The following is a 25,742-nucleotide window of genomic DNA, read 5'->3' as shown; positions in this document are numbered from 1 at the left end:
TTAGCCGCCCCTCATATCAACCCCTTCGCCACCCCCAAACCATGCCGCACACCACCAACAACAAGTTGATCCCCCTGGCCATGGCGCTGTTCTGCGTCCTGGTCTGGGGGATATCCTACGCGGTTATCCGGGAGACGGTGCAGCAGATCCCGCCGCTGACTCTTGCCTGCCTGCGGCACTTGTTCGGCGCCCTGCTGCTCTGGCCCCTGACCCGCGGCCGCTTCGGCGCGCGTCGGATGCCGCTGAAGCACCACGTTGCCATCTGCGGCCTGGCCCTGGCCGGCATCACCCTCTATTTCGGCTTCGAGAACCACGGTCTGAAACTGACCTCCGCCTCCCATGGCGCCCTGCTGATCGCCCTGATCCCCCTCGGCACCGAAATCGTCACCGCCCTGCAGAAAAGACGGTTGCCGACCGCCGCCACCTGGCTCGGGACAGTACTGGCACTGACCGGTGTGGCTCTCCTGGTCGGACAGCAGGACGGTGTCGCCGACCCCGAAGGAGATCTGCTGATGCTGGGGGCCGTTGCCAGCTGGATCGCCTATACCTTCGGGGTGAACCGGTTCGCCGGACGCTATCCCGGCCTGCTGCTCACCCGGCAGATCATGTTCTACGGCGCCCTCACCCTGCTGCCCGGCATGGCCTGGGAACTGGCCCGGACGCCCTGGACCTTTCCGAACAGCGGCGCCTGGCTCGGTTTCGCCTACCTGACCGTCATCTGCTCGGTTGTCGGCTACGACTTCTGGAACCGCGCGGTCCCGAATCTCGGTCCCAGCGCGGTCAACAACCTGCTCTACCTGTTGCCGCTGGTCGGTGTCGTCACCGGTGTCCTGGCCCTTAATGAACCAGTCACCCCGGCGCTCTTTTCCGGCGGCGGACTGATTCTCGGCGGTGTGATCCTGGCGGGCAAAGGCCAGCGAATCAGGGAACGGGAGACCTGTCATGCCGGCTGAACAACATCATTCAGTCCTCCGCGACGGCCTCACCGCCGCCTGGCCGATCTGCCTCGTGCTCCCCCGAATCACCTACCCACAATATCTGACAAAAACCGCATAAAAACTGACCTAGCAAAGCCTTTCCAGCCTCAATGACAAAGGCATTTTTTATTTTTGTTTTTATCAAGATGGGCACAGAGTAAAGTAATCTACGAACTGATGTTTGCACACTAGGCTGTTTTGGGCTATGCTGATGCATGGCCATTCTGATCTCATACACTCAGATTCGCCTTGACGACATCCTCCCTCCTCCAGCCGAGTACCTGGACAAGCTCGACCTATCCTCAATTCGATATCAGCTTCCGTCAGTCACCACTGATGGGCACCTGCTCAGCCCGGAGGCGGCCATCTTATTGGCCCACAGCCACCCTATCTTTACCTGGAAAAAAATGGCAATTGCAGGATTGCGGACATACTGCGCGTGCTGCAATAACAGCCTTGAATACACCAAAATTCAAGTAGGGGTATTGCCGACCAAAACATCCCTTGAGGACGTCATTTCCTTCGCTCGTCAAATTGAGATCCTCAACCTGGTGCAGGGTTCCGTAGCCTCGCCTATCCCGTCAGCGTTCAGCCTTGTCAAGAGATTCAACCTGGAAAACCTCATCCCATTGTTTGGCAAATCACAACGGACCATCTCGCGACGCCTCAAAATTGCGGAACGCACCCTGCAAAAACACAGGCAGAAAACATGAGGCCACAATTCTCTCCTACAACCCGAAGTTTCATCAGAAGGCTGGAGAGGACCACAAGCATTTCGGCCAAAGAATTCCAGATTTTTTTATGGCTTTTTCAGAACCCAGATCTCCTGCACGGCCTTGTCTATGTTTTGGCGAATCTTTCCTCTATACTTCCACTCACAGTAAAAATTCCCGACGGCCAATTCAGCCAACCCGTTCTCAAATTACTGAAACGTATCGTCGAAGAAGCCCCCAACCTGTCAAACACCTCCAAACAGAAACTGGATACCTATTACACGAATTTCCCCAGGGCACTTGACTCCAACCTGGAGGGTATATATGAAAAATGTCCGGTTTATTCTGCCCTTGGGCACAAGCCCAAAGACCCCACGCCGAACTCTCATAGTAGATACCGGGTTCTACTTGCACAATTCCTGACCTGCCACCTCCAAAGAGACAGGAGGCACCATCGAATTGGTGAATCGACTATTGAGGGTGCCTGCCGCGCAATCAGGGAACTTTCAGAACTTCAATATCTTGATTCCCTGCTACAGCTTCCCGCCGAACCGATTCCAACAAAGGAATATTTACACTTCCTCGAGGGACTTTCACCGGACATCAAGATTCCATCCTTCCCCAAACTGCTTCAATTTTTTCGAGTTTCACTTGAAATAAAGAAACCCCGGGAAAGACATCTCCCCAAGGACGACATCCCTGAGGGCGAAGATGAAATCGAGACAACTGAACCGACAGAGGAATTTCCGCCCCGTGCGCCCAGTGCAAGAGGTAACAAACGCAGAAAAAACCGCATCAACAGATTTGAACTTGAAAAGAGCAGGCAGAGGGCCAAAGGAAAACGCAACGCCATCATCAGGCGAAATGCAAGACTCCCAATCGACCTCAACGAGATCAGCCAAAACGATCTCTACGTTCTCCTTGACTCTCTCCTCGGCAAATCCGAGGACTCACGCTCGCCAACCGACACTGAAATCAAGGCGCTCCTCCTGGCCATATTGCTGACCGGGAACACCTTGCAGGAAACAACAAACTTCATCATCACCCGTACCCGTCCCCTTCACGTGGGCAGGGGCCAGGCGTTCCTTTGTTGGGATGAAGAAGAGAAGTACTGGTATCTCCCTTCCCCTGGACCAACGATCATGCCTCCCGCCGTGGAGACCCTTCATCAATATTGTCGAACCATTAAATGGATCAGGCTTCCGCTCACATTACATACATCCGAAACACTTTCCCCTTATGTCGAGGAACGGCTCTCCGGGCAGGACGGGCCCCAACAGATGTTTACACTATCCCCTTCACAAGCCAAGGCGGCCTGCCAACAGTTTCTCGGCACACTAAAAAAAACGCACGACACGGAAATCACACTTACAAACCTGAGTCGCTACCTGGCGTTCCAGATCGAACGACTGCCCAGCTCGGACAGGGCTCAGGCCCAACTGGCACTGGGTGAAATGACTGCCCCCAAGGCCCCAGAGCAAGACTCTTCGGATGATTCCGAGCATGAAGAGCGGACCGACATCGTGCTTCATTACAGCAGTTTTACCGTCGCCTCACTGCAGGCAAAGTACCTCGACGCAGTCCGCCAGATTGAGGCCATCTGGCTCTCGTGCGACCCGCCCACCAACTTCAAATTCCATCCGACACAAGAGGAGCAAAGCACCTATCTCGGTACACCGTTTCGGTTACGAAGAGAGGTGGTGAGAGACATAATCGGAAAACTGAAAAACCGCATTGAAGACGATTACCAGGCGTACCTGGAAGACCCGACAACGCTGCCACAGTTTCACCGCACCTTTCTCACCTATTCATCAAGCATGATCAACATGGCGGTTGCCATGCGTGCGGTCAAAGACTGCGCCCTGCCGTGGCAGCGCATCAATGCCGCAACCTCATTCGCCGTCATCTGCGACAAGGATGGGGGGAGCTACTCTACGAGCCGGCGCGCCTGGCTGCCTCCCTTCGTGATGAAACAGATACAATTTCTGGTTGAACATGTTCGCCTGCTTTACAACGAACTCGTCCCAAAATCGCCCACACTTATCAAAGCATTCGGCCGTCACCTTCCTGGCGACTCAACCAGACATATTACACTTGCAGACAACCTGAATGCCCACCTCCTGGCTCCTAAGGATTTACGGAACGAGATTTTCCAGATCACTGGCTACCAGGTGCGTGGCAACTGGCCCCGTCCCTATTTGCGATCGAATCTCCTGGAAGCCGGCTGTCCGGTCGAGTCGGTCGATGCCCTTCTTGGCCATGCAGAAGCAGGCCAGGCTCCATGGTCAAAATCATCGGCCTTTAACCCTTCGGACTACCAGAGAACAATGGAAGACTTTCTCATAACCCTTATGACAGAAGATGGATGGACGAGTGTCCGCGGTCTCGGGAGGGATTAATGAAGCCCCCCTGGAAGAGTCTGTATCAAAAATCAGCCCCCAAACCTGGCAAAGGAAAAACTGGCCACAAGCACCTCTGGGCAGTTATCGAAAAAGTCCTTACCGAGCGAGCCCCCGCGATATGGGATGGGCAGCGAGAGCAGGCAATCTCGGAAAATGAATTTTCCACAATCGAAGCAGCGATAAAGAGGGAACTTCCCCGCCAGTTTCGAAAAGCCATGAATATTCTGGCGGACGGTTTCACTACCGGGATAAGATCCCTGGGCTGGGACGTTCCAATCCCCGACCATCACCACAATATCCGCGACACCCCTTCTCTATATACCCCTGACTCGGTCGAAACTGCTCAAGAGTTCCAAAGAATAGAAGATTTATTCCTAAGCCGACTGGAGTCTCTCTGGGAAGGGAGTTCCACAACCCAGCGCATCGGCCTTCTTCTGCTATCCGCGATTCTTTACGGCGGACTCCATCAGAAACGCTGGCTGAACGCATGGCTGCGCTCTTTGGCCAACCCCCCCAACATATGGGACGACTGGCTGTGGCTCCACCTGGAGTGGCGTCCACAGGACGCACCCAAACGAAAACGCTCGCACCGCATGACAAGCTGGAATCTCAACCGGACCTGGATTGCGGACCCGGTCACCGAACTGCTGATGCTTAACTGGCGCCAGCACTTTCCAGACGAACATGAAAAAGCAAAAAGCAAGTTCCCGGAAGCACTCCTCAAGGCCGCAGTTGAATACATTGGCTGGAAAAAACCTCCAGGCAAACATTTGGTACACTCTCTATCCGAGATAGCCTCCAGCCGCGACATCGATGTCCTGCCCGGTTTTCTCGTCGAATATCAGTCCGGGCACCTTCCCTGCACATCCCTGCCGCCAGGTTCGCTGCAGAGGTTTTTCACCGGCGAGGTACCGCGCGAAGAGTTGACCTTCTTGCCGCACACAACAGCCCGCCAGCGAAAACACAAAAGAGTTGCAGAAGAGACCCAACCGTCTGCGAACGTCGAAAAATCAATCCGCTTGATCGACGGTTTGACGTCCTTCATCAGACACCGCAGTCAATCAGCCCGCGCCATTGCAGGACTTTCAAAAAGCAACCAGTCCCCTTGGGAGAAAATCACCACCGCGAAAACCCTCAAAGCCATCAATTCGGTGCTCAGACACGGCTGTCCCTATCTCACGCCCGCGGCACGCCTCCTCCTCGAATGGGGTATCAGTCTTTGCGAAAAGGCGAGCTCTCCCCTCGAACTGCGGAAAGGTTCACCCCTCGCCCCTTCTTCAATCGCGACCTATTTATCCCTCATCTCCACCGGAGTACTGGAAAATATCGACACGGATGAGCTGCGTGACCTCACCGGACTTGAATTCGAAATCCTCTACGAAACCGTTCTTTCCTACCCGCACACCACCGCCCAGAAGATCCGCACGGCAGAGCGACTGCAACAGTTCCATGGATTTCTAACGGCCAAATTTGGCGACATCAGCGAGGTCGATTTCGATGAGATATTCGCTTGCCACGGCCTGCCATCGAAACGCGTCAAGGCCAACATCATCACCTTCGCTGAGTACCGCGTTCTCCTTAAATCCTTCGGTTTTGATCGCTCCCGACGGGGACGCTGGGAAGAAATCTACCTTGTAGTTCTTATCCTGGCATTCCGCTGCGGTCTCAGGCGAAGCGAGATCCACGGTTTGCAGATTGCAGACATCAAGGACCTGGTGCGGGCCGAGATCCGGATCAGACCGGGCCGCTTTCGCGACCCGAAATCAGTCACTGGCAACCGGCGTATTCCCCTTTACGCTCTGCTTCCTGAAGATGAACTGACAATTGTCAGCAACTGGCTGAAGAAACGGCAGCGCGAGGAACTGGACCACACCCAACCACTTCTCCAGCATCCGGAGACCGGAGACAGTCTGATCCCGCCCCATCGCCTGTTCGACCCGGTTGTGCATGCCCTGCGCTCCGTCACGAGAGATACAACTCTCTCATTCCATTCGTTCCGTCATGCCTTTGCTACGTTCACTCTGCTAAAACTTGTCTGGCCGAAAGATCTAAACGTAAAGAACCTTCCGGCGGGACTCCGGGACGAGTCGTTCAGCCTCGACGCCTGTACCAGGCTCGCACAAGACCTGCTCAACAACCAGCAGCAAGGGGTACGAAAACTTCACGCCATTGCCATGCTCCTTGGCCACGCTGAGTACGGGATGAGTTTCCGTAGTTACATTCACCTGACCGACTGGCTCCTTGCCGTATTCAAACGACAGGACATTTGCCTGCCAAAGCTAACAAACAAGGCGTTGGGCCAACTTGCAGGGCTTTCCAAACAAGGCGTTTTCAAGTGCAAACGCGAGAATCCTTCTCGTTCGGCAATATTCCAGAACCAACTCCACAACAAGGTTCAACGTTGGGGGAGTCAGTGGAAACTGAAATTGGACAGCATCACACCCACGCCGATCATGCATGAGAAAACTGCTGAGGATATTTTCTGGCTGCCTCCCTGGGCAATGGCTCTTGGCGATTACCTCAAGGCGGCTCAAAACAACTCATATCTTATGTCACCACCCTCCGGAACTGATGCGACCATGGCTAAATTGATGTACGAAAGACTGAAAGGCCTGAAAAGTCGTCGCATGATGTTTGCGAGAAGAGTTATTCCTGTATTCGCTGAACTTTACGATGTGAGTCACGGCGGGCTAGTCTCCAGAAATATCGAGCACGCACGTGAATTGAGGAAACTTTTTGAGATGGTGAATCTCTCAGGCATTCGCCTTGCGGCCCATTATCGTATTTCCAGATCACAAACAGTGGAGGAGAGAGACAGGATCATTGAAACTTGGAGTGAGGCCCTTGGGATCCCCAAGGAACAGGTCAAACAAAAGGATTTCGGCCCGGGCAAAGGGTTGGTGGTTCTAAAAGTCATACAGGAACGACAAAGTGTAAGAGGGGGCCGAGTAGCCATTGCTTCAGGCGGCTGGCGATTTGTGCTGGCGCTTGTGGATTTTCAGATTAAAAAAGCCCCATACCGTTCCAACACTTACTGCTCTAACTCCAAAACAAGCTGAGCGGCCTCTGACAAATCAACATCTATCCCCTCGGGGTACTGAATATCCAAGATCTTAAAAATCCAAAATTCATCCTGCCAAAAGGCTCCCGAAACCTCAAGCGTAGTCTGTGAAATGGCCGCAAGTTGAGTATCAAGGGCTTTTTCAGAGAATTTGAGTTTCCAAATCTTATCTTCACTGACGGTTCCTGTCCAGCAGTTCTTATTGGTTGCGTCGACCTTGCGCAAGCTAACTTCCATTACATCTGCAAGCTCCTCTAAAGCAGCCAAATCCATGCGAGGCTTGCTTATCATGATTTTTTTCCAGAAAGGGTCTGCTGGGCCAGGAATTTGAAAAATATTTTCTTTAGTTGATATTTTGATCGGAACTTGATTTATATACTTTCCTATATTTAAAAAAAACTGCTCAATAGCGTCCAACAACTTCTCACCAACTTCATCAAGCAACGGATCAAAATCTTCTGGATCTATTTCCATCAACTTCAAAGACACGTGAAGATGCTTAACGTAACAATTTAACATTTTAATGACAAATTCACTGGCCGCTGCACTGTCAAATATTCTTTTACGAGGATCGACAGGGATAGCACGGAATTCGTTCATCAGGATGATGAGCTTTGTCACACCACTTTTTGCTTCAAGGACATCGGCCCCTGGTGACACCATCGACTCGGCGGCAATAGGCAGGTTTTCAACAATTTGTTCGAATCCATTGAGGAGAGCCTTTCCTAGACCCGCAATGGCCCGGGGGCTTTTCCCCTCGCCCAAATCCAAAGAGATATAGATGCTTGCATCGTCCATCTTGTCCCCCGGCTGACTGCTCTATTGGAGGCCTAGGCATAAAACCTTGCCCAGGGTCATGTATTTTGGATATTATGAGATAATCAGGATACCATTTCAACCTTTTTTCTTTTTTTTATTGATATAATAATGACTGACCCTCGAGACATACTCATAGCGACCCGGCAAACCCTCGGCATGACCCAGGGAGAGTGGGGAGACATTTTAGGCATCAGCGCCCAGCAGGTTTCTGCGATTGAAAAGAAACGCTGTGAGCCGACAAAAACTCTTTTAAAACTAGCGGTGCATGAATTTGGAATCGACCCAGAGGTTCTGGGGCTGGGCGACACCCCTCCTAAAAGAACCCTGGAAGATCGTTCCAGAAAGGCATTTTCACACCTGGTCTTGGCGGCCTGCGTGACGGCTCCGGTGCTTCCGGCCGTTGCAGGGACGGTCGCTGCCGGTGTTGGAGCAGCTACCGTCATCATGCGCTTACTCGATGCCTACCAGGCCAAAAACGAAGGTGAACTCACGGAAAAGATGAATATAAAAAGGGGAGTGCTCTGGAAATGGAAAAAGACGGAGTCCGTCCCCTACAAATATCTAATCCAGGCATCAAGAGAGACAAACAAGACGGTCGATTGGTTCCTGGCGGGAGGGGGAGAAAAATACGATATGCAACTGCTGGCCGATACTGTCACTGCGCTTGAAGAAGAGCTGCAGTGCAGTGGAGCTTCCTTAAGCCACAGCGACAAGGGAAAAGCCATCAGTTACCTATTCAGCGAATTTACTAATGCCGGGGATCTGGATCGAGACAAAATCAAGAGTGTTCTCAAGCTTCTTTCGTAGCGCCGTTGGTGACGCGGCTGGCCGGTTCCTGGAACATGCGCAGAACTCTGTTGCCAACCAATTACTACCGCTTAATGTTTCGTATTTTTGCAGCACGATTTTCTAACTGCTGTGCTTCTCTTGTTCTATCGGTTGCTCGATATAAAGCAGCCAAATTTTCAAGACTCTTGGCCACACCGGGATGGTCGGGACCAAGGGCTTTCTCCTTAATCGCCAGCGAATGCTTATAGAGCGACTCGGCCTTGGCGTAGTGGCCTTGGGTGTAATAGAGGAAGGCCAGGTTGTTCAGGCTCTTGGCCACATCGGGATGGTCGGGGCCAAGGGCTTTTTCCATAATCGCCAGCGAGCGCTTGTAGAGTGGCTCAGCCTTGGCATAGTGGCCTTGGGCGTAGTAGAGGAGGGCCAGGTTGTTCAGGCTCTTGGCCACACCGGGATGGTCGGGGCCAAGAGCTTTTTCCTTAATCGCCAGCGAGCGCTTGTAGAGCGCCTCGGCCTTGGCGTAGCGACCTTGGACTCGATAAAGTTCGGCTAGGTTGTTTAGGCTCTTGGCCACATCGGGATGGTCGGGGCCAAGGGCTTTTTCTATAATCGCCAGCGAGCGCTTGTAGAGCGCCTCGGCCTTGGCGTAGCGACCTTGGACTCGATAAAGTTCGGCTAGGTTGTTTAGGCTCTTGGCCACATCGGGATGGTCGGGGCCAAGGGCTTTTTCTATAATCGCCAGCGAGCGCTTGTAGAGCGCCTCGGCCTTGGCGTAGCGACCTTGGACTCGATAAAGTTCGGCTAGGTTGTTCAGGCTCTTGGCCACACCGGGATGGTCGGGACCAAGGGTTTTTTCCTTAATCGACAGCGAACGCTTATAGAGCGGCTCGGCCTTGGCGTAGTGGCCTTGGGTGTAATAGAGGAAGGCTAGGTTGTTCAGGCTCTTGGCCGCATCGGGATGGTCGGGACCAACATTTTCTTTCGCTATCTTGAGTGCGTGTTCAGCAACAAGAATAGCTTTGTCGTAGTTTCCTTCCTGGTATAGCTTAAGGACCTCCTGATTTAATAAGTCCCACTCTAGCCCCGCCCCTTGAGCGAAAACGGTTTGTAAAAAAACAGTCGAGATTAAAACAATTGCCAGCGCGATGTGTATTGTATTTTTCATTTTTCTCTTCCTTATGTGGCTAACGCCAGCCATAACCTGACGCAAAAAAACTATTTGGACCAAGTCCCTGATTTCACCACTCCGCATAAAACTGCACCACACTTCTCAGGCTTGTCAGCACCGCAACCAGATCCTCATCCCGCAGCTCCTTAGGTTTATATCTGACCTCGTTCTTTGCGTGTACAGCTTCATTGCCAAACACCCGCAATGCATGGAAGTGGCTTGTGATCCAGGGGGCAACCACCTGCTCGTAGTTCAGCATGGTGATGTTATGGACAAGTTGTCCTTTATTCACAAGCGAGCGCTCAGAAATGATCCGGCCGACAATTACCTCGACCAGCTTGCGCCCCAGGGTTGAAACCAGCTGCAGGTAGATCTTCTTGTCCTGCAAGGCTGTCAGTATCGGCGCAATATGGGCAGCCATTTCTCCCTGATTGAACTTGGAACACCCTTTCAACAACACAAGGATCTCTTCCCTTAATGCCTGAACGACGCTGCCCTTCGCCGAGTCGATGGCCTTGCGGCCCAAGGCCTGGTTCATCGCTTCGTTCCAGTTCCCGAGAGAGGATTCTTCATAGAGATAGAAATTGACATCTTTCATGTTGCGGGATGTTTTGAGCCAGGTCGTAGCACGCTTCAGGAGTATCTCCATAATCTTCTGTCCCGGGTAGCCTCGCCGCCCGGCAAGGAGAGGCAATGCCAGGCTGGAGAAGACCACGTCTTTCTGCTCGAGGGCCGCAAGAGAACCAAAAAGTGTCCAGACCACATCGTCATAGACCTCCAGAGGATCTACGGCAAAATCCCTTATGGTTTCCACACCAGGAACCCGCACGACAAACAGTGCCTTCCCAGGGAATTTCCCTAGGGGGCTTGCCACTTGAAAGGTACCGACGGAGGAGTGTCCTGGGAGGGTGAGCAGAGGATAAAGGATCTTAAAGTCGACATTCAATCGAGCAATGAAGGAACTTACAACCATCCCGGTCAACGAGTTGAAAGGATCAGCATGGCTTGAGATGGCAACGACTTCATCGTCTGAGGAGCAGATATCACCGAGGCAGAGATTGATTGACCGGAGGCCCGATGGAGATTCAACCGTTGTGGTGTTGGCAAGAACTTTCGATACTTGTTCCATCATGCTTCCTTTCAACGCCTGGACACTTGATAGTGGAAATCAGGTTCTTACGTAAGCCCTATTCCACTGCCGCCAACCTCGATAGAAAAAAAGTCCTGAGAAGGCAAGGCACATAAATGCCAACGCCCAGCAAAGTGCGGGAAAAGCTTTGGCGAGCATCTTCAGCAGCATCTGTACCCGGTACAGCCAGAGGTTCTTCAACAGGCGCGCCGTCCAGCGGGTTTTCAGGACATATTTCCGACCCTTCCCGCCTTTTCTCAGCCAGGCCAATCCTTTCGGACCTTTTTGTGCCGCTTTTTCCATGGACTCTACGGCTACGTCCGAGCTGCCGATCTCCCTGGCAACTTCGACCCCGCTCTTGCCACCATTGCGAACTGTCAGATAGGCGGCATCGGGACTCTTTTTCGCAACCCGGGCCAGGGCGGCCAAATCTTCCGGATCGTCTACATGCTTGAAAACCGCCGCAGTGCGGCTCAACCCCAACTTTTGACCAAGGATTTTGAGATGGACAAAAACACCACCCAACCCCTTTTCCAGCTTTCTGGCCTTGATCGACTTCCTGCAGACCGTGACGAGATAGTCAATAAATTTCCGCGAGAGGGCACCAACTTTCCGGAAGGCTTTGAGTACCGCCGGCGCCCAGTCGGCAGCATCGACAACCTCGGTCAGAAGGCCAATTCCGGCAAGGGCCGCCAGAACCGGGTCCGTCTCCTGACCGGAAGCCTTGTACCAGGCTTGTTTGGAGAGGTCCCGAACATCCCCCCACAACACCAGGTCAGAGGCGATAGCTCCGGCAACCTCTTCGCCGGCCCCCCCCTCACCAGTCACGAAACCGGATGCCGCCCGCTTAGCCTTGCCCCAGTAAGATTTCTTTTCGGCAACGATCTCCTTCTCCAGCCGCGCCGCATCCTGCTGCCCCGGCATATCCGGATGACTGGTGACAAAACGTGCCATGGCCAGAGCCTCGTCCAGCTTCCGCTCTGACACCAATTTTTCGATGTCGGGAACATAATTGTGATCGGGGATGAGTTCCAACTCGGCAATTGCCTGTTCTTCAAGGTAGGCCTCACGCAGTCCATTGAAGAAAAGTGCGGAAACCCCAATCAGCAACAAGCAAAGAACGAAGTTTTTCAATCCCCTTAAAAAGATACGAAATTTCAAAACGGCCCCCTCTCTACAGAACAATAAATCACAGCTTTGACTCCAGAGGCACCGGCCGACATGCCTGCTGGGTCACTTTACCCAACCGATAGAGCCGCACCGCTGTAGTCGTTGCCTCTGCGACCGGCTTGAAAACATGAAGAGCCGGCATACGGTCACCAAACTTGTCGATGGACAGCTCGCCCATTTTCTGCACCGTCGCGGCGACCATGGCGCTGGTCAGGGCGTGCTTGATCAGCCTCAAAGCTGAAAAACCAGTCGGTTGCAGACCGTAAATTTCACCGATTGCACAGATCATCCGTTTGGCGCGCCAGACGACGATGAAAGCGTCGAGGGCCGGATGCGGGGCAACCGCGACCCCGAGGGCCCCAGACATGGTGGACTTGCGGATAACCTGCCGAACCTCCTCGTCCAGCCTGGTGAGAACCAAGTTATCGAACTGCTGCAGGTAATCCTCCGGCTTCTCCCGGGAAGCAACAGCCGCCTCAAAATCACGAATGAGGGTCGGGGTTCTCCGCCGCATTTTGTCCAGGGTCGGTGCCAGGACCTGTTTAAGTCTTCGAAGGTCTGCCTCATGCACACATTGCTTGATTTTCTCTTCGCGTTCGGCCAGAAAATCGATACTGCGAATCGCCCGTATCTCACGCCAGGCGGCCCAGACCAGAAGGACCACTAGGCACACGGAAAGGAAGGCCATCGGCAACAGAAGCCAGACTGTCTGCTCCTGATAAGCTCGGACCAGAGAGACCGCAACCTCGGTGAGAAGCCACACCAGAACCGTAGCCACCAAAACCCATCCGACCAGCTTCCAGGGAGAACTCTGAGCCATCTCCGGCAGGCCGAACAGGTCAGCGGAATCCTCCTGAGAGGTTTCGGGCTCGGCCATGACCTCGCTTTTGTCTTTGACCTCCCCGGGGCTCCTTGGCGGCGAGGGGGGATGGACTTCCGCCGCAGAGGAGGTACCCGTTCCTTCAAGCGGCTCCGCCTCTTCCTGAACGGCACCGGGCCTTCTAATCTGATCGTTCACTTCAAATCCTCCCCGATGAGATAATCAAGAGCCTTACCGAGATTGATGGCCGGATACCCCTCGCTGAGGGCTTCGGCCATCGGCGGTGGCTCAAAACGGTAAAACTCGAAAAATACTGTTGCCCAATCCGGCGGCATATCGAGCGGCAAACCACCCGGATCCCACTGGCTCGCCTTCCCTTCGCCGGCGGGACGGCCGTAGAGGATTTCCCTTTTGGGGGCTTTCACCGTCATCCGGTCCTCGGTCGCCCGCACCGAAGCCAGGGTCATCACCTCGTAATCAGCCACCTGGCTGCGTAATTCATTTCTGTCATCGACCAGCGACAGCATACGTCTCACCATCTGCTCCAGGTTGGCCCGATCGCCACGGGTGACGTGGTCTCCCTTGGTGGCGGCAAACAGCAGTCGACTGATCTTCGTGCCGCCCAGCCAGGGAATCAGATTTTTTCTGCCATAGTGAAATACCGGCAGCACCTCGCGAAAGGTCTCCACCATTTCATCAAAGGCCTGCTTGCCCTGCTGCAGCACCCGCAGCAGATCGAGCATCACGATCTGGCGATCGATATGCTTGAAGTGCTCACGGAAGAAGGGCTTGATGATCTTCTTCTTGTACTCCTCGAAGCGCTTCTCCATCCCCTTGCCAAAGGGACTGTCACGGCAGACCTCCGGCAGCGGGAAGAGTCGCAGGACCGGAGAATTCCGCAATGCGCCGGGACGCAGGAGACGCCCAGGCTGATTGCGGGACAGCCCGTAATCAGCGGCCTGCTGCAAATAGCCCGCCCAGGACCCGGTCAACTTGATGGCCTGTTCTTCATCGAACTTCTCCCCCGTCCCAAGCCGCCCCAACTGGGCGAAAAAGGGCTCGCTCCAGGAGGAGCGAAGCTCTGTTCCAGCCAATGCCAGAGCCTGCTCCGACCACTCAGCGTAGGACTGTTCAAGCATGGGGAGATCGACCAGCCACTCTCCGGGGTAGTCGATCAACTCAATGCGGAGTGTTTTGATGCGCTTGTAAAATCCGGTTGTGTGGTAATCGAGGTCGAGAACAAGGCGGGAGATTCCTTCCGTCGCCTGCGGCCAGGCGGCATCGTGTGTCGCCAGGCTGTCACGCACCTGGCGAAAGGGGAACTGGGGAGTGTCTGCATGAACATCGTCGCGGATACGAGCCGCCCGAAACTGACCGCGTTCAAGCGGTCCGAACTGCGCCAGAGGTCCCTGCCCCGTTTTCTGCTTCCAGGCATCGGCACAGACCAGCGCCTGCGCCAGAGCACCGATAAAAACGGTTTTCCCCGAGCGGGAAAAACCGGTGACACCGATGGTCAGTTTTGTTGTGAACAGATCAGAAATTTTCTCCATCGGATTTAGACCTTCCTGCATTACTGGTTTAAAAATGAAACTTATTCAACCAGGTTCCACCATAGCTTCCATCTCAGCCATAATCCGCAATAATTTCACATACGGGACCGATGAACTTTCCTTCCTCCGCTGCGGTTCCCAACCTCAAACTGGAGGGGATCAGTTCGAGAAACTCTCCCTTGGATGAGGGCAGATGAAACAGCAACGATTTCAACATGGCGGGACGCAGTAAACGCTGATCGGGTTTAATATGCGGGTTTTCTTTTTCTATGACTGATTGGTGGAAGTCGAGCAGCCTTTTTTCAAGATCTAAATCAGACTCTCCACCCCCAGAAGGCAACATTTCTCCTGCGAAATTTTCCAGAGACTCATCATGCGAACCACTTTCCTGCGCCGTACATAATTCACCTTCCTCAAAACCGACAGACGGTGAAACATCAGACTTGAGTTTTTCCAACTGTCGTATAATGGGCGTCAATGAAGCTTGAGGGTTTTTGAACCAGTCAGTTGACCAGATCCTGGCGATCCTCCACCCAAGACCTTCCAGGATTTCCTGGCGAAGACGGTCTCGGTCTCGGGTGGATTTAGCAGAATGGTAGGTGGCACCATCACATTCAATCCCCATCAAAAACCGGCCGGGTTTACCAGGGTCCCTGACCGCCAGATCAAGATAGAAACCGGCCACCCCGAGTTGCGGAACACATTCATAACCATGCTGCCGTAATGCATCCATAACCGCGATTTCAAAATCGCTATCAGGAGCCTTGCCGGCATGAATAGTTTGATGCAGATGGCCTGTTTCACAATATTCCAGAAAGGCTCGCAAAGCTGCGACACCTCTGCTGGATTCGGACCCGACAAGGATGTCTCCTGATGTCATTGAGGAATAGACGTGCATCCTTTTCTTTGAACGCGTAAACAAAACGTTCAAGCGCCTCCAGCCTACATCCGAGTTAATCGGTCCGAACCGCTGCATGATTCGCCCACCTATCTGCTCCGGCCCGTAAGTCATGGAAATAAAGATAACGTCCCGTTCATCACCCTGAACATTCTCCAGATTTTTTATAAACAGTGGTTCCTCACAACCCCGGTTCTGCTCATAGTAGGTGCGTGCACGATCATCGTCCTTTAACGCCTGGTCAAGTTGGCGCTCAATCTCGTCTCGCTGCTCGGTATTCATGGCGACAACGCCGACAGACTCACCCGGTCGTTCAACCAGTTGTAGAACTAGATCATTCACGATCCTTTTGGCTTCTTCAACGTTCCTTCTTTTGTTGAACCGACCTTTTGAAACCCTCCTGTAACGGATGCCCAAGTCTTCAGATTCCTGGAAAGGCGAAGGAAATAAAATCAGGTCCGAACCATAAAAATGTTTGTTGGAAAAATCAATCAGGCTCTCATGCCGAGATCGGTAGTGCCAGCGAAGACGCCGGTTTTTGAACATCGGGGTTACGGTGTCAAGAATGCTTTCCGAGACCTGGAGGGAGACAGTCTCATTTTCTTCCTCTTCATCAATAACCTTTTGGAAGAACGAGGTCGGGGGCAACTGCTTCGGATCTCCGACAACCACCAGGTTTTTACCGCGAGCTATTGAACCAAGCGCATCTTCGGGCCTTATCTGTGAAGCCTCATCCATGACAACGAGGTCAAACTGAAACTTGCCGGGTTCCAGGTATTGCGCGACCGATACCGGACTCATCATGAAGCACGGCTTGAGAGCCAGAATGGATTCGGGCGCCCGCTTCAACAGGCTGCGTATTGCTATATGCTTTTTCTTTTTACCGATTTCATGTCTGATGAGGGCAAGCTCCGAAAAATTTGCAACGCGTCCGGTTGCTCGGCCTCCGGGGACCGCAACGTCGGCAGCGCGGTATGCAATCTTCTTCTGTTGCAGTTCCTGCAGCTTCCTGTCGTAGTCTCTAAATTTCCTTCGAATCGCATTCTGCTCGACTCCACTGAAGTCCGCCAGGAACTCATTCTCCCGAAAAATTTCCTTTGACAACTGATGGCAGAGACAAAGTTGCAAGACATCCCCGGCCTGATCGGGAGCAAACCATTTCCCTTCCAAACCCTCGATCAATTTTTGCAGCCCTTTGCCAGCGATTCGTTTCCTGATTCTTAAATAATCCAACCAAGTTCCCAGCCAGCTTGGGTTTCCTGAAGCATTTAAATTTTTTTCGAGGACCCCCCCGAGGTCCTTTACATCAGAGCCGTACCAGGATTCGGCATCCACCGCACCTAAGTCCTGGAACTTCCTCTCCGCCTCAACACAGGTCCGGTGTCTCCTCTCGATTTCGCTGAGTGAGTCCTTCAAAGTTTGATACCGTGAGGGGGTGGGAGAAGATAAAATTGTGGATCTCAATATGGGCACACGACTCACAACATCAATGATGGCCTCAAGGTTGGAAAGGAGAGACACTTTCTCCTCAGAGTAACCGCTCGTCAAGACTGTAAGTTCGAAATCGGCCGTATCAAAAATTGCTTTAACAGAGCTACGGTTCCATTGTCCTCTCCTTTCAAGAAGTCGCTCCAAATCGGCATGCATCGACATAATCGTTGACAATTTTGCATCGGACGACTCGATGGCTTCGGAAAAAACAGGCAACGCCGACTTCAGTTTCTCCTGAAGTGCCATGAGCGGAGAACCTTGCCCCAACAAATGGCCGTGGCCATCCCCCAGGCCTGGACAGGCAGGAAAATGGCCACTGAGCCTTTTCAATCCCTTCAGCAAAGCATCACTCAAGGACCCGAGTTCAGAATTGGCAAACTCCAGGATATTCATCGCGAGGTTACGATCCAGATTCAGCAAGGCGTCGCCAATAGCAACCCTATCGCCAAATCCACGCCCGTATTCTTCACGTACTTCCCGGTACCAATTCCTCAGGGCAAGAATACGGTCCACTGGGGTATCAACCCCTTTGTACAGATCCCCCAGCAAGGGCTCCGTCCGATTCAGTTCCGAAATATCGTCAATCCCCTTGATGTACTCGAGTAAATCGGGGACCAGATTAAGGACATCTTTCTTATCAACCCGAGATGAAGCCGCCAATGCAAGCAAAGCCTTTTTGGCGGCCCGCCATTTGGATGAAAAAATTCGCAGGAACCCTCCAGAGGAAAAAATGTTCCAATCCTCCTCCAAGCCTTCAAACGGCGGCAACCGATGCAGGCCGTAGATTTCGGAAAGTTTTTTATGAAGTGGCGTCAGAGCCTTCAATTTTGAGGCAAGTTGCTCAAGAAGTGGATCCAGATCGTCATCATCGTACAATGCCGCACGGTTTCGCCAAAGTTCAGCAGGCAACTTTGCCAGAAACGAAACGAAGGTATGGAACTCCCTGATCCCAGATTTGGAGAGTTCAAAAACGGGTAGCAGGGCATGAGGAAGGTTACCCGTGATTTTCAAGAAACCCTCCGCCAGTTTACCCGCTACTTCGAGAAGATGCTCACAAAGATCGTAATCCGTACTGAGGTCACCCAGGGTCAAATCAGATAGACATTCAATTTCAGAAAGGGTTTTCAGAGCCTCCTCGATCTTTTGCGCCGACAAGGGATCATCAATGGCTCTTTGCTTCATGTTGGGACGCAAAGACTTGATCTGTTCATGAATCCACAGATAGTCGGCCTTAAACACCTTCAGTTCATCAAAAACCTCCGACAGGCCCTCCAGACATTCCAGGGGTTCGCCACCACCCAACTCTGGCAATTCCCTCAAGCCGTTGATGTATTCCTCTATTTGAACGAAGGTCGTTCGCACTTCCGGAGGGAAAGAAAACGCTTTCGCCTGTTCCTCCCAGAACTCGATGAGAGCAACCAGCTTGTCTGTCCAGTCCCTCAATAGCGCACAAAGAGATTCGACCTGGGGCCCAAGGAGCTCTGAATTGCGCACCCCATACCAGTAATGATCCTCGATCTCCCCGGTGGCGGACTGCTCGGAGAGCTGATTGTGAACAAATACGAACATTTCCAGATTGTCCGCGAGCTCCTTTTGCCGGACGGGTGTCAAATTCTCACCACTGACCCCGTCGATCGAAATCCGATCCGGATCAATCCCCAGTTGCAGCCTGTAACGTGTCGCCTTATTGAGAATTTCATGGATGGTCAGACCTGCATTCCGCCAGGGACTGTTGGCGACCTCGACATACTTTTTCAGCTTGTTTTTGAGATCTTCAAAACGTGCAATATCGGCCTCGATTTCCACAAAGTCACGATATGATTGGCTATTATTGATTCTCGACTCAAGGGCAGAAAGGATTTTCACCTTCTGTGTTTTATGGCTATGAAGTTCGAGGCAGAAATCCCCCAGGCCGACCTTGTCCATCCGATCCTTGACAACCTCAAGCGCAGCCATTTTTTCCGCGACAAACAAAACCTTTTTCCCATTGGCGATAGATGCAGCAATCAGGTTGGTTATCGTTTGCGACTTACCCGAACCGGGAGGTCCTTCAATAACCAGATTGTGGCCTTTAAGGGCATCTATCAGGGCACTGTGTTGTGAACTGTCCGCCTCAGACACCAAAGGGAACTGGATGTGCACATCGGGGAGATCATCAATGGGGTATTCGGGGGAATAGCCAAAATCGGCAGGGCAGTACTCGGTCCCGGCAGAAGAAAAGAACTGGCTGATAATCGGATGTTCCTCAAGAGAGGCCCCTTCAGGCCACCTCGCTGGATTCAGGTCCTCGTACATGACCTGCTTGGAGAAATTAAGCAATGCCAAGGTAGCCTGGCGACGAACTGTCCACCGTGGTTTGCTGCGTAGGATAGTCTGCGAGATATTTTTGAAATAGTCTTCAGGAGTTACATCTTCATCAATTTCTGGGAGCTTCAACCCGAAATCGTTCACCAATTTTTCCCGCAAGGGGATGTTCGTCAGCAACCCGTCATCTTTCAGAGCAATGGTGTAGCGAAAAGTCGATTTCCCTCTGTCAAACCCCTTCTTTTCCATCCTGACCGGCAAGGTGAAAAGAGGTGCTCTGCGCACCACATCCGAGTCACGACTTTCACGCCATTCGAGGAATCCTATTACTAAGTACAAGATATTCGCGCCACTCTCCTCAATGGCCGTTTCTGCTTTACTTCGAATGCTGCGGCAACGTGCCTCCAACTCCGGAGCATACATCAGCGTCTGCAGACTGGAATCCTGGTGCCTCTGCTCTCCCAACTCCTCCGTTTCTCGTTCCGGGAGATCATAAGAGGTGTGTAATCCGATATGTCTTGCCCATTCTTCGGCGTCCGGCCAATCATATTCCTTGTGTCCCGTAACAGGATCCACCTCTACATAGCCGGCCTGAATCAATTCCGCCTCGGTGGGTTCAGGCACAGGGATAAAAGAGAATTCCTTCCCGGACCTCAACAGTTCGACGATCTGGTTAGGCAACTCGTCTATAATGCGAAGACAACTTGCTTTGGGATGCCGGTAATTCAGCAGGCTGTTGCGATTGCTCAGATCAATGAGTTTCTTCCGGACAGACTCGAGCGAATCGAAAGCAAACCCCTCCGACGTTTTCTGTTCGGACGAACCTAAAGACGGCTCCTCTGAGTTACCCTCCTCCCCAGTCGAACCACCAAATGGGGGTTCATCGTCGATGGGTTGCCCATAGCGATTCGTGTACTCCTCACCAACCATTAGAGGGAGTTTCCCCTTGGGCTCTTCCTCAGCATAAGGAGAAGGCAAGGTCAACGATTTGTCCCCCTCTTCCTCTCTCACCATCAAGGCAAGAAATTCTTCTTGTGACATTGAGGTCAGGCTCCCATCCGGTTCTTCAAACTCAACGTAGTCGCCATCGACCGCAGTGATCTCTATTCCACCAAGCCCCTCCAGTTCATAAATCTCACCAACCTGGATTTCATCCATAACGACACCCTCCAGCGGCTTCTAGTCTTCTCTATGAGGAACACACAAGGCTACGATCTTTTCAACGCACAACCTTAACTTCATCAACAAACTCCAACGGCCCTTCCCTTCTCGCGAACCATGCCCAGTATCCCCGCCAAAGGTCTTCATCCAGAAGGGAAATATCTGTCGTTTCTCCAGCCTTTCTACTTACATCCAACCCCCAGTCGATTCGCAACCCTCCCTTTTCGGTCAGGATGTACCGTGAATGAAAAAAGTCTGCACCATGCCTTTGATCCCAACGAACGATCTTGATGAGACACCCGTCAGGCAGTCTATCAACGAGCTCCCGCTGGCAGACCTGTTGAAAATCCCTGGTCCTCACATCTTCTGGTTTGCCATACTCTTCATTCTCAATTTTTGTGTGATATTCAAAGGTCGGTGGAATCTCTCGGCCTCTCGAGGCAATTCCAATGAAATGCAGCAGCAACTCCTTCCACCTGTCAGTTTCAGGATCAAACATCTTATCGACAAAAAGAATACGATCGCTGATCTGCAACAGTTTACTGACAGCTCCTCCAAGTTCTTTTGTCGTACGCAATATCTTGCGATCTTTTTCTGTTCTCCAAAGCGGCTCAGCCTGGGTCAGCTCATGAGCATCAACAACCTTAGCCTCAATATTTGATATACAGGAAACGATCGCATGAAAAGGGTTATGAGCCTGTTGTCTGATGGCATTTTCCAACCACTTGCACCCACTGTCATACGGTCGGTTCGACTTACACAACCCTGCTTTCTTAAGACGCTTCAACTGGATCTCGGCTAACTGTTTCTGCCGAAAAGAAAATGACCCACAGGCGGCATAGGCCATCTTGACCCACTTGCGGGGAAACTCCGCTATCAGGCGCCCCTGTGACACTCCAAAATTTTCAATGAGATAGCGAAAAGTGGACCACTCCTTCAAGCATTCCGGATCAAGGGCATACTCCTTCAGCATCAGAACAACTCCTCCGCACGCTCTTCAAAAAAACCTTCCGGCCAGTTGCCAGAGGAATCCCCATCCTCACTAACCTGCAACCTGCGAACACTGTGTTTCCCATTTTGGAAATCAATGAAATTTATGCTCAGGTTCTCTGGCTTCAGCCCACAATGCCAATCAGGGAGAGTTCCATCAGTAGTCTCGCGGATTCTTCTTAGCAGGCGAAGAAGAAGGTGTTCGCTATGAGTCTCCAGCAGAAATTGTGTATGACCGTAATCAGGCCCTGGAGACTGAGAACAAGCACTACCCAACGCAGACAGAATAAATAAATCGGCCAGACGACATTGAAGGCCAGGGTGGATGTGAAGTTCGGGTTGCTCGATAACGGCAACACCAACCTTTTTATCTAACGCGGCTATCAGTACCGGCATCATTTGGGAAATACCAATACCGATGTCATGGGGGAGGACATTGCAATTACGCCTCAAATCCAAAAGAGACAATTCCTTTTTTTCAGGGGTGTCCTTCTGAATTGTTTTCATAATTGAGGCCAGATCGGCCTCTCCTGACGAATCCAAAAGAGACCAGATTTCGTGGCTTGAATCGATTTCCCGAAAACGTCTGGCTTCAACCTTGTAACCAGCCCCCAATCTTTCAGGTTCAGCAAGCCATCGATTCAGTTCATCGATGAACTCCTGATCCGCCAAAAAAAGCTTGTCCCACGCCGCAAGACCGGTTGCCCATCGTGCCGGGTCGCTGGTTTTGCGAGGGGCGAAGTGACGTTCGGGTGTTTTTCGGATAGGCCCCACATAGGCCATACCCTGCAGAGCTTCAAGCAGGATATCTGCCGGGCCTTTTATGAGTTGAGAAAGATAACTTTCAAATTTGAGAATCTTTCTTAGGGCATCAGCCTGCTCGACCTCACTGCGGTCTCGCATCAACTTTTCGACAAACTCGGGATCGAAGGCTAGATTGTCAGCCCACAAAGTAGGGGGACTACAACATAAGCTGGCGGGAATGCCTACATCGCTCTTCCCTGCCAAAAAATCATCAGGCAACAAACCTGCAACAAGTTCCTGTAAAAAACTGTCTCCGCATGAACAGAATACTTCATGGTCAAAATTGACATATTTTAGAAATTCATCAAAACTTGGTTGCACTCCTTCAACGTGGACAGGGCTACTGGCCCGGACAATGTCCGCAATTTTTTCATCAAAAAGCCCACTTGATACGCGACTCAAGCACGGTGATGAACTTTTAAAGTTCCAAGAGACCTCTATTTCAAAAAAATAACAAAATGTAAGCCAAGAATCCCAATATTCTGTACGAATATCGCATACTTCGATTTGATCGCCATCTATACCAGGAAAAGGAAACGCCGGATAAACCTTAAAAAACGTCGGAGCGCATAAAAAATCTACCCTAATTCGTATAGATTTATTAAGATCATGACCATTCACCAACGACTTAAAACCACCGAAATCCAAATATTCTCCCGCCCAGGAGGAATTGTCTGCATCCAAATTCCCGTGCTCAAGAACCTCTCGCATATAATGTAATGCTTGAATAATGGTACTTTTCCCGGCGCTATTGGATCCAAAGAGCAGGGTGATCGGAGCGAGCTCAATACGTACCGGTTTAGAAATCGTCTTGAAATTTTCAATGGTAATGGCAGTGATAGTAGTAAATGCCATTTCACCCTCCAGCATGGTTGTATTCAATTACACCGATTAATCAGATTCACCACCACCTTGACAATGGTGTCCTTCTCTTCCAGCTTACTCTCGGCAATCAACAGGGTCAGAGCCACCAGGGCATTGTCGATGAAGCGCTTGCTGTCGGTTGTTGCCGTTCCAACGTACGGGAAAGCAGTTCCACCGCCTGCTGCATCTCGGCCAGCTTTTCTTTTTTTCTTCGAGCCGTTCCTGGTTGAGGGTATGCCATGCACCAAATGATCACGTAACCCTAGTCGCCCACTGTCGAAACTGGGTGCCACGCTTTGATTTGACCCGGTAGCCGACCGAGATGATGACGTCCAAGTTATAGAATTTCAGCTTACGCCGAACTTTTCTCCCGCCCTCCTTTTGCCCCCCCCCGAGGATTCCTCGGTAGTTGCCTCCGGCTCGAGTTCCCCCTCCTTGTAGATGTTGCGGATGTGCAGGCCAATCGTATCGGTATCCTTATCCAGCAGCTCCGCCATCTGCTTCTGATTCAACCAGACAGTCTCCTGCTCCAGACGCACATCGAGGGAAGCTTTTCCATCAATGGATTGATAGAAAACAACCTTATCCGTCATGCCCCCGCCCCTTCCTGAAATCGGCCAGGTTCACCACCGTTGCCCCCGTTTGTTGTGGCAGTAGCGCAAGCAGCGAAGCCCGCCATTTTTTCAGCGGATAGAAATAGTCCTTATCGCCGCCACGCTTACGTAGGGTGTCGTTGAGCTGGCAGCCCAGGGCGAACTCTTCTTCTGCCGATTCGGGCAGGTGGCCGAGTCGGTACTTGACGAGGTATTCCAATTCGTCGGCGACCTGGCGGATATGTGCCTGCACGCTGCGGTCAAGCCCCTGGGAGAAGGAAACTGAGGAACATTTCGCTTCGGCCGCCGCAATCAGCTGCTCATTGGACCCGGGGTGCGGCAGATCGCACAGCCAACTGGCCTCGGCCACAATCCGCGACCGGAGCACCTGGTCGAAATGGGCGAAGTCGTTCTTTTTCAGACCGGCAAAGATCAGCGCGTAGCGGCTGGCCTCCTCCATGACGATGACGCACTTCTTCCGCAGCAGGGTGATGCGGTGGGCATGCCAGTTCCAGGTATTCTCGATCCCTTCAGGTGGTGGTAGGAGGCAACCCGCCTTGGCGAGGTCGTCGTTGAAGGTTTTGCTGGTCTGAAGGTGGATCATATTAGATTGCTCACCCCGCCAGTTTCATAGTCTCAATAGCGCCAGCCACAGTTTTCGTAAATCCGCCGCTGTGACCAGCATATTCTGTCCCACAGTATGCCTGAAACGCTTTACGCCAATTAATACGCTGAGTATCATCTTTGAAGGAAAAGTCATCGCCGTAGGCGGCATTCTCAGAACTTATCAGCGCTACTACAAGGTCAATCGTTGTCGGTTCGTCACCGTTCCACTGGTCAAAAAGTTGTTCTCTCCCCATTGAAGATGCAAACTCACCAACCTTCACCTGCCCACGAGCAAATGCCTTTGCCATATCTTTTTCGAAACAATACAGGTAGACACCCAAGACCCTGAGAAGGAAATATCCATACGTCCCAACACCCGACAAACCTTTTCTGTTAGTTAGAGTCTGATAAATTTCTAGATACAAAACCAAAGTCTCAACTTCTCGTAACGACAAGCGATTTTTTTCAATCAGTCCAATCAGCAATGATGATCGTTCGCCATTTAACTCCGTGTTGTCCAACAATTCGCTTTTGCCAACCAGATTTATGAAATGAGTCGTCGAGGCCAGAATCGCTTGGTTCCCACCCGGCTTATGGGTATCTGAAAGACTCAGGCTGAACTGCACGAATTTGTCGAGGTAACGCTGGGCGTCGAGGCCGTTGCCGTAGCAGTGGTTAATGGAGGAACGGAGTTGATCGAAGTTAGTGATCAGCACGAACTGAACACCGTCTACATCAAAGACATGCTTGATGTTCTCGAGCATATTGACGGCAAAATCGGGGCGGCAGCGGTCGAGTTCGTCGATGAACAGAACGATGGGGGCATCTTTGGCCAGCTCGGCCAGGGCGGTTTGCAGGGCGGTGATGTTCTGCTCGGCTGCGACGTGGTCTTTGAGCACGGATTCGACGGCGTGGTTGATCAGTTCGTCACCGGCCTTTTTGACCTCGTCCTTGAAGTCTTTGACCACATCGGCCGCGTCCTGTTTCAGCAGCCAGCTGGTGCCGGCCTTCAGGGCGGTTTTGACGCCGAACTTGATTGCGGGCAGCGCCTTTTTGATCAGTGGCTCACGCTCTGCTTCCGGCAGCGCGTTCAGAACCGCCGCCATCAGGGTCATCAAAGGCTCATCAGCATGGTCGGCCTTGAAGGCATCGACATAGATCGGTCGCAGGGACGACTCGCCATCTTCAATCAGATGGATGAGCTTTTTGCAGAACTCGGTCTTCCCGGAGCCCCAGCTGCCATCAATGACCAATGGGGACACCTTTGCGCCAGATTCCAGAAGCCGGATAATCTTTTCGGCAATCGGTCTTCGCTGGTATTCGTCGCGGAATTCGAACGTGATCCTATCTTGTTTTTCAGGCATTTCCCCTCCTGTTCAGGTCAACTCAAAGGTCGCCTCTGAAAGCGCGTTGAACGAGTGAGTTGAAAAGTTGAG

The 25,742-nt window shown here is 52.1% G+C and carries 19 protein-coding genes; 5 read left to right on the top strand and 14 right to left on the bottom strand.

Features of this window, described 5'->3' with window-relative positions:
* The first annotated feature begins 41 nt into the window (after positions 1-41).
* The 4 genes from B5V00_RS08685 (at position 42) to B5V00_RS08670 (ending at position 7,151) form a co-directional block, all read left to right on the top strand.
* Positions 42-953 carry a DMT family transporter gene (locus B5V00_RS08685; RefSeq protein ID WP_085010388.1) on the top strand — a complete coding sequence of 304 codons (912 nt, stop codon included), beginning with the start codon at positions 42-44 and terminating at the stop codon, positions 951-953.
* Positions 954-1,192: 239 nt separating this feature from the next.
* A complete protein-coding gene (locus B5V00_RS08680) occupies positions 1,193-1,690 on the top strand; it encodes a hypothetical protein (RefSeq protein ID WP_085010387.1) in 498 nt (165 codons plus the stop codon).
* The gene (locus tag B5V00_RS08675; RefSeq protein WP_085010386.1) at positions 1,687-4,089 is read left to right on the top strand and encodes a hypothetical protein; all 2,403 of its coding nucleotides are present in this window, start codon (positions 1,687-1,689) and stop codon (positions 4,087-4,089) included. Before B5V00_RS08680 ends, B5V00_RS08675 begins: the two co-directional genes overlap by 4 nt.
* Positions 4,089-7,151, top strand: coding sequence for a site-specific integrase (locus B5V00_RS08670; protein ID WP_172399676.1), 3,063 nt, complete (start codon positions 4,089-4,091; stop codon positions 7,149-7,151). The genes B5V00_RS08675 and B5V00_RS08670 overlap by 1 nt, the downstream gene beginning before the upstream one ends.
* Here the strand turns inward: B5V00_RS08670 and B5V00_RS08665 are convergent.
* Positions 7,124-7,951: a hypothetical protein gene (locus B5V00_RS08665; protein ID WP_085010384.1), complete on the bottom strand. Its 828-nt coding sequence runs from the start codon at positions 7,949-7,951 to the stop codon at positions 7,124-7,126. The two genes, B5V00_RS08670 and B5V00_RS08665, sit on opposite strands and share 28 nt — an antisense overlap.
* Before the next feature lie 129 nt (positions 7,952-8,080).
* Here B5V00_RS08665 and B5V00_RS08660 point away from each other — a divergent pair, with 129 nt between their 5' ends.
* Positions 8,081-8,779 (top strand): helix-turn-helix transcriptional regulator, encoded by a 699-nt coding sequence (locus B5V00_RS08660; protein WP_085010383.1) that lies wholly within the window; start codon positions 8,081-8,083, stop codon positions 8,777-8,779.
* A gap of 64 nt (positions 8,780-8,843) precedes the next feature.
* Here the strand turns inward: B5V00_RS08660 and B5V00_RS08655 are convergent, their stop codons facing one another.
* The 13 genes from B5V00_RS08655 to B5V00_RS08605 all read right to left on the bottom strand — a co-directional run bounded on the left by B5V00_RS08655 (position 8,844) and on the right by B5V00_RS08605 (position 25,670).
* A complete protein-coding gene (locus B5V00_RS08655) occupies positions 8,844-9,923 on the bottom strand; it encodes a tetratricopeptide repeat protein (protein ID WP_085010417.1) in 1,080 nt (359 codons plus the stop codon).
* Positions 9,924-9,996: 73 nt separating this feature from the next.
* A complete protein-coding gene (locus B5V00_RS08650; RefSeq protein WP_139800712.1) occupies positions 9,997-11,058 on the bottom strand; it encodes a DUF4145 domain-containing protein in 1,062 nt (353 codons plus the stop codon).
* A gap of 36 nt (positions 11,059-11,094) precedes the next feature.
* Entirely contained in the window at positions 11,095-12,216 is a 1,122-nt protein-coding gene (locus B5V00_RS08645) for a hypothetical protein (protein WP_085010381.1), read from the bottom strand.
* Positions 12,217-12,244: 28 nt separating this feature from the next.
* Positions 12,245-13,243 (bottom strand): YcjF family protein, encoded by a 999-nt coding sequence (locus tag B5V00_RS08640; RefSeq protein ID WP_139800711.1) that lies wholly within the window; start codon positions 13,241-13,243, stop codon positions 12,245-12,247.
* Positions 13,240-14,595, bottom strand: coding sequence for a YcjX family protein (locus B5V00_RS08635; RefSeq protein WP_172399674.1), 1,356 nt, complete (start codon positions 14,593-14,595; stop codon positions 13,240-13,242). Before B5V00_RS08635 ends, B5V00_RS08640 begins: the two co-directional genes overlap by 4 nt.
* A gap of 73 nt (positions 14,596-14,668) precedes the next feature.
* Positions 14,669-20,446: a DUF4011 domain-containing anti-phage protein Hhe gene (gene hhe, locus B5V00_RS08630; protein ID WP_085010378.1), complete on the bottom strand. Its 5,778-nt coding sequence runs from the start codon at positions 20,444-20,446 to the stop codon at positions 14,669-14,671.
* 61 nt (positions 20,447-20,507) lie between these two features.
* Positions 20,508-21,422 carry a hypothetical protein gene (locus B5V00_RS08625; protein WP_085010377.1) on the bottom strand — a complete coding sequence of 305 codons (915 nt, stop codon included), beginning with the start codon at positions 21,420-21,422 and terminating at the stop codon, positions 20,508-20,510.
* Positions 21,422-23,098: a DUF3696 domain-containing protein gene (locus tag B5V00_RS08620; protein ID WP_172399673.1), complete on the bottom strand. Its 1,677-nt coding sequence runs from the start codon at positions 23,096-23,098 to the stop codon at positions 21,422-21,424. The genes B5V00_RS08625 and B5V00_RS08620 overlap by 1 nt, the downstream gene beginning before the upstream one ends.
* Before the next feature lie 23 nt (positions 23,099-23,121).
* The gene (locus tag B5V00_RS17640; RefSeq protein WP_245803934.1) at positions 23,122-23,355 is read right to left on the bottom strand and encodes a hypothetical protein; all 234 of its coding nucleotides are present in this window, start codon (positions 23,353-23,355) and stop codon (positions 23,122-23,124) included.
* 4 nt (positions 23,356-23,359) lie between these two features.
* Positions 23,360-23,443, bottom strand: coding sequence for a RhuM family protein (gene rhuM / locus B5V00_RS17580; RefSeq protein ID WP_245803937.1), 84 nt, complete (start codon positions 23,441-23,443; stop codon positions 23,360-23,362).
* 11 nt (positions 23,444-23,454) lie between these two features.
* Positions 23,455-23,700, bottom strand: a complete 246-nt coding sequence (locus B5V00_RS17420) for a virulence RhuM family protein (protein ID WP_245803933.1) — start codon at positions 23,698-23,700, stop codon at positions 23,455-23,457.
* On the bottom strand, positions 23,690-24,304 hold the full coding sequence (locus B5V00_RS08610) for a DUF6933 domain-containing protein (RefSeq protein ID WP_085010375.1): 615 nt from the start codon (positions 24,302-24,304) through the stop codon (positions 23,690-23,692). Before B5V00_RS08610 ends, B5V00_RS17420 begins: the two co-directional genes overlap by 11 nt.
* Before the next feature lie 10 nt (positions 24,305-24,314).
* Complete coding sequence (locus B5V00_RS08605) at positions 24,315-25,670, bottom strand: KAP family NTPase (RefSeq protein WP_085010374.1); 1,356 nt, start codon at positions 25,668-25,670, stop codon at positions 24,315-24,317.
* Between the last annotated feature and the right edge of the window lie 72 nt (positions 25,671-25,742).

Origin of the sequence: Geothermobacter hydrogeniphilus (assembly GCF_002093115.1) — a bacterium.
Lineage (GTDB): Bacteria > Desulfobacterota > Desulfuromonadia > Desulfuromonadales > Geothermobacteraceae > Geothermobacter_A > Geothermobacter_A hydrogeniphilus.
Note: the sequence above shows the minus strand (reverse complement) of the source record. Positions and strands in the feature narration are given on the sequence as shown.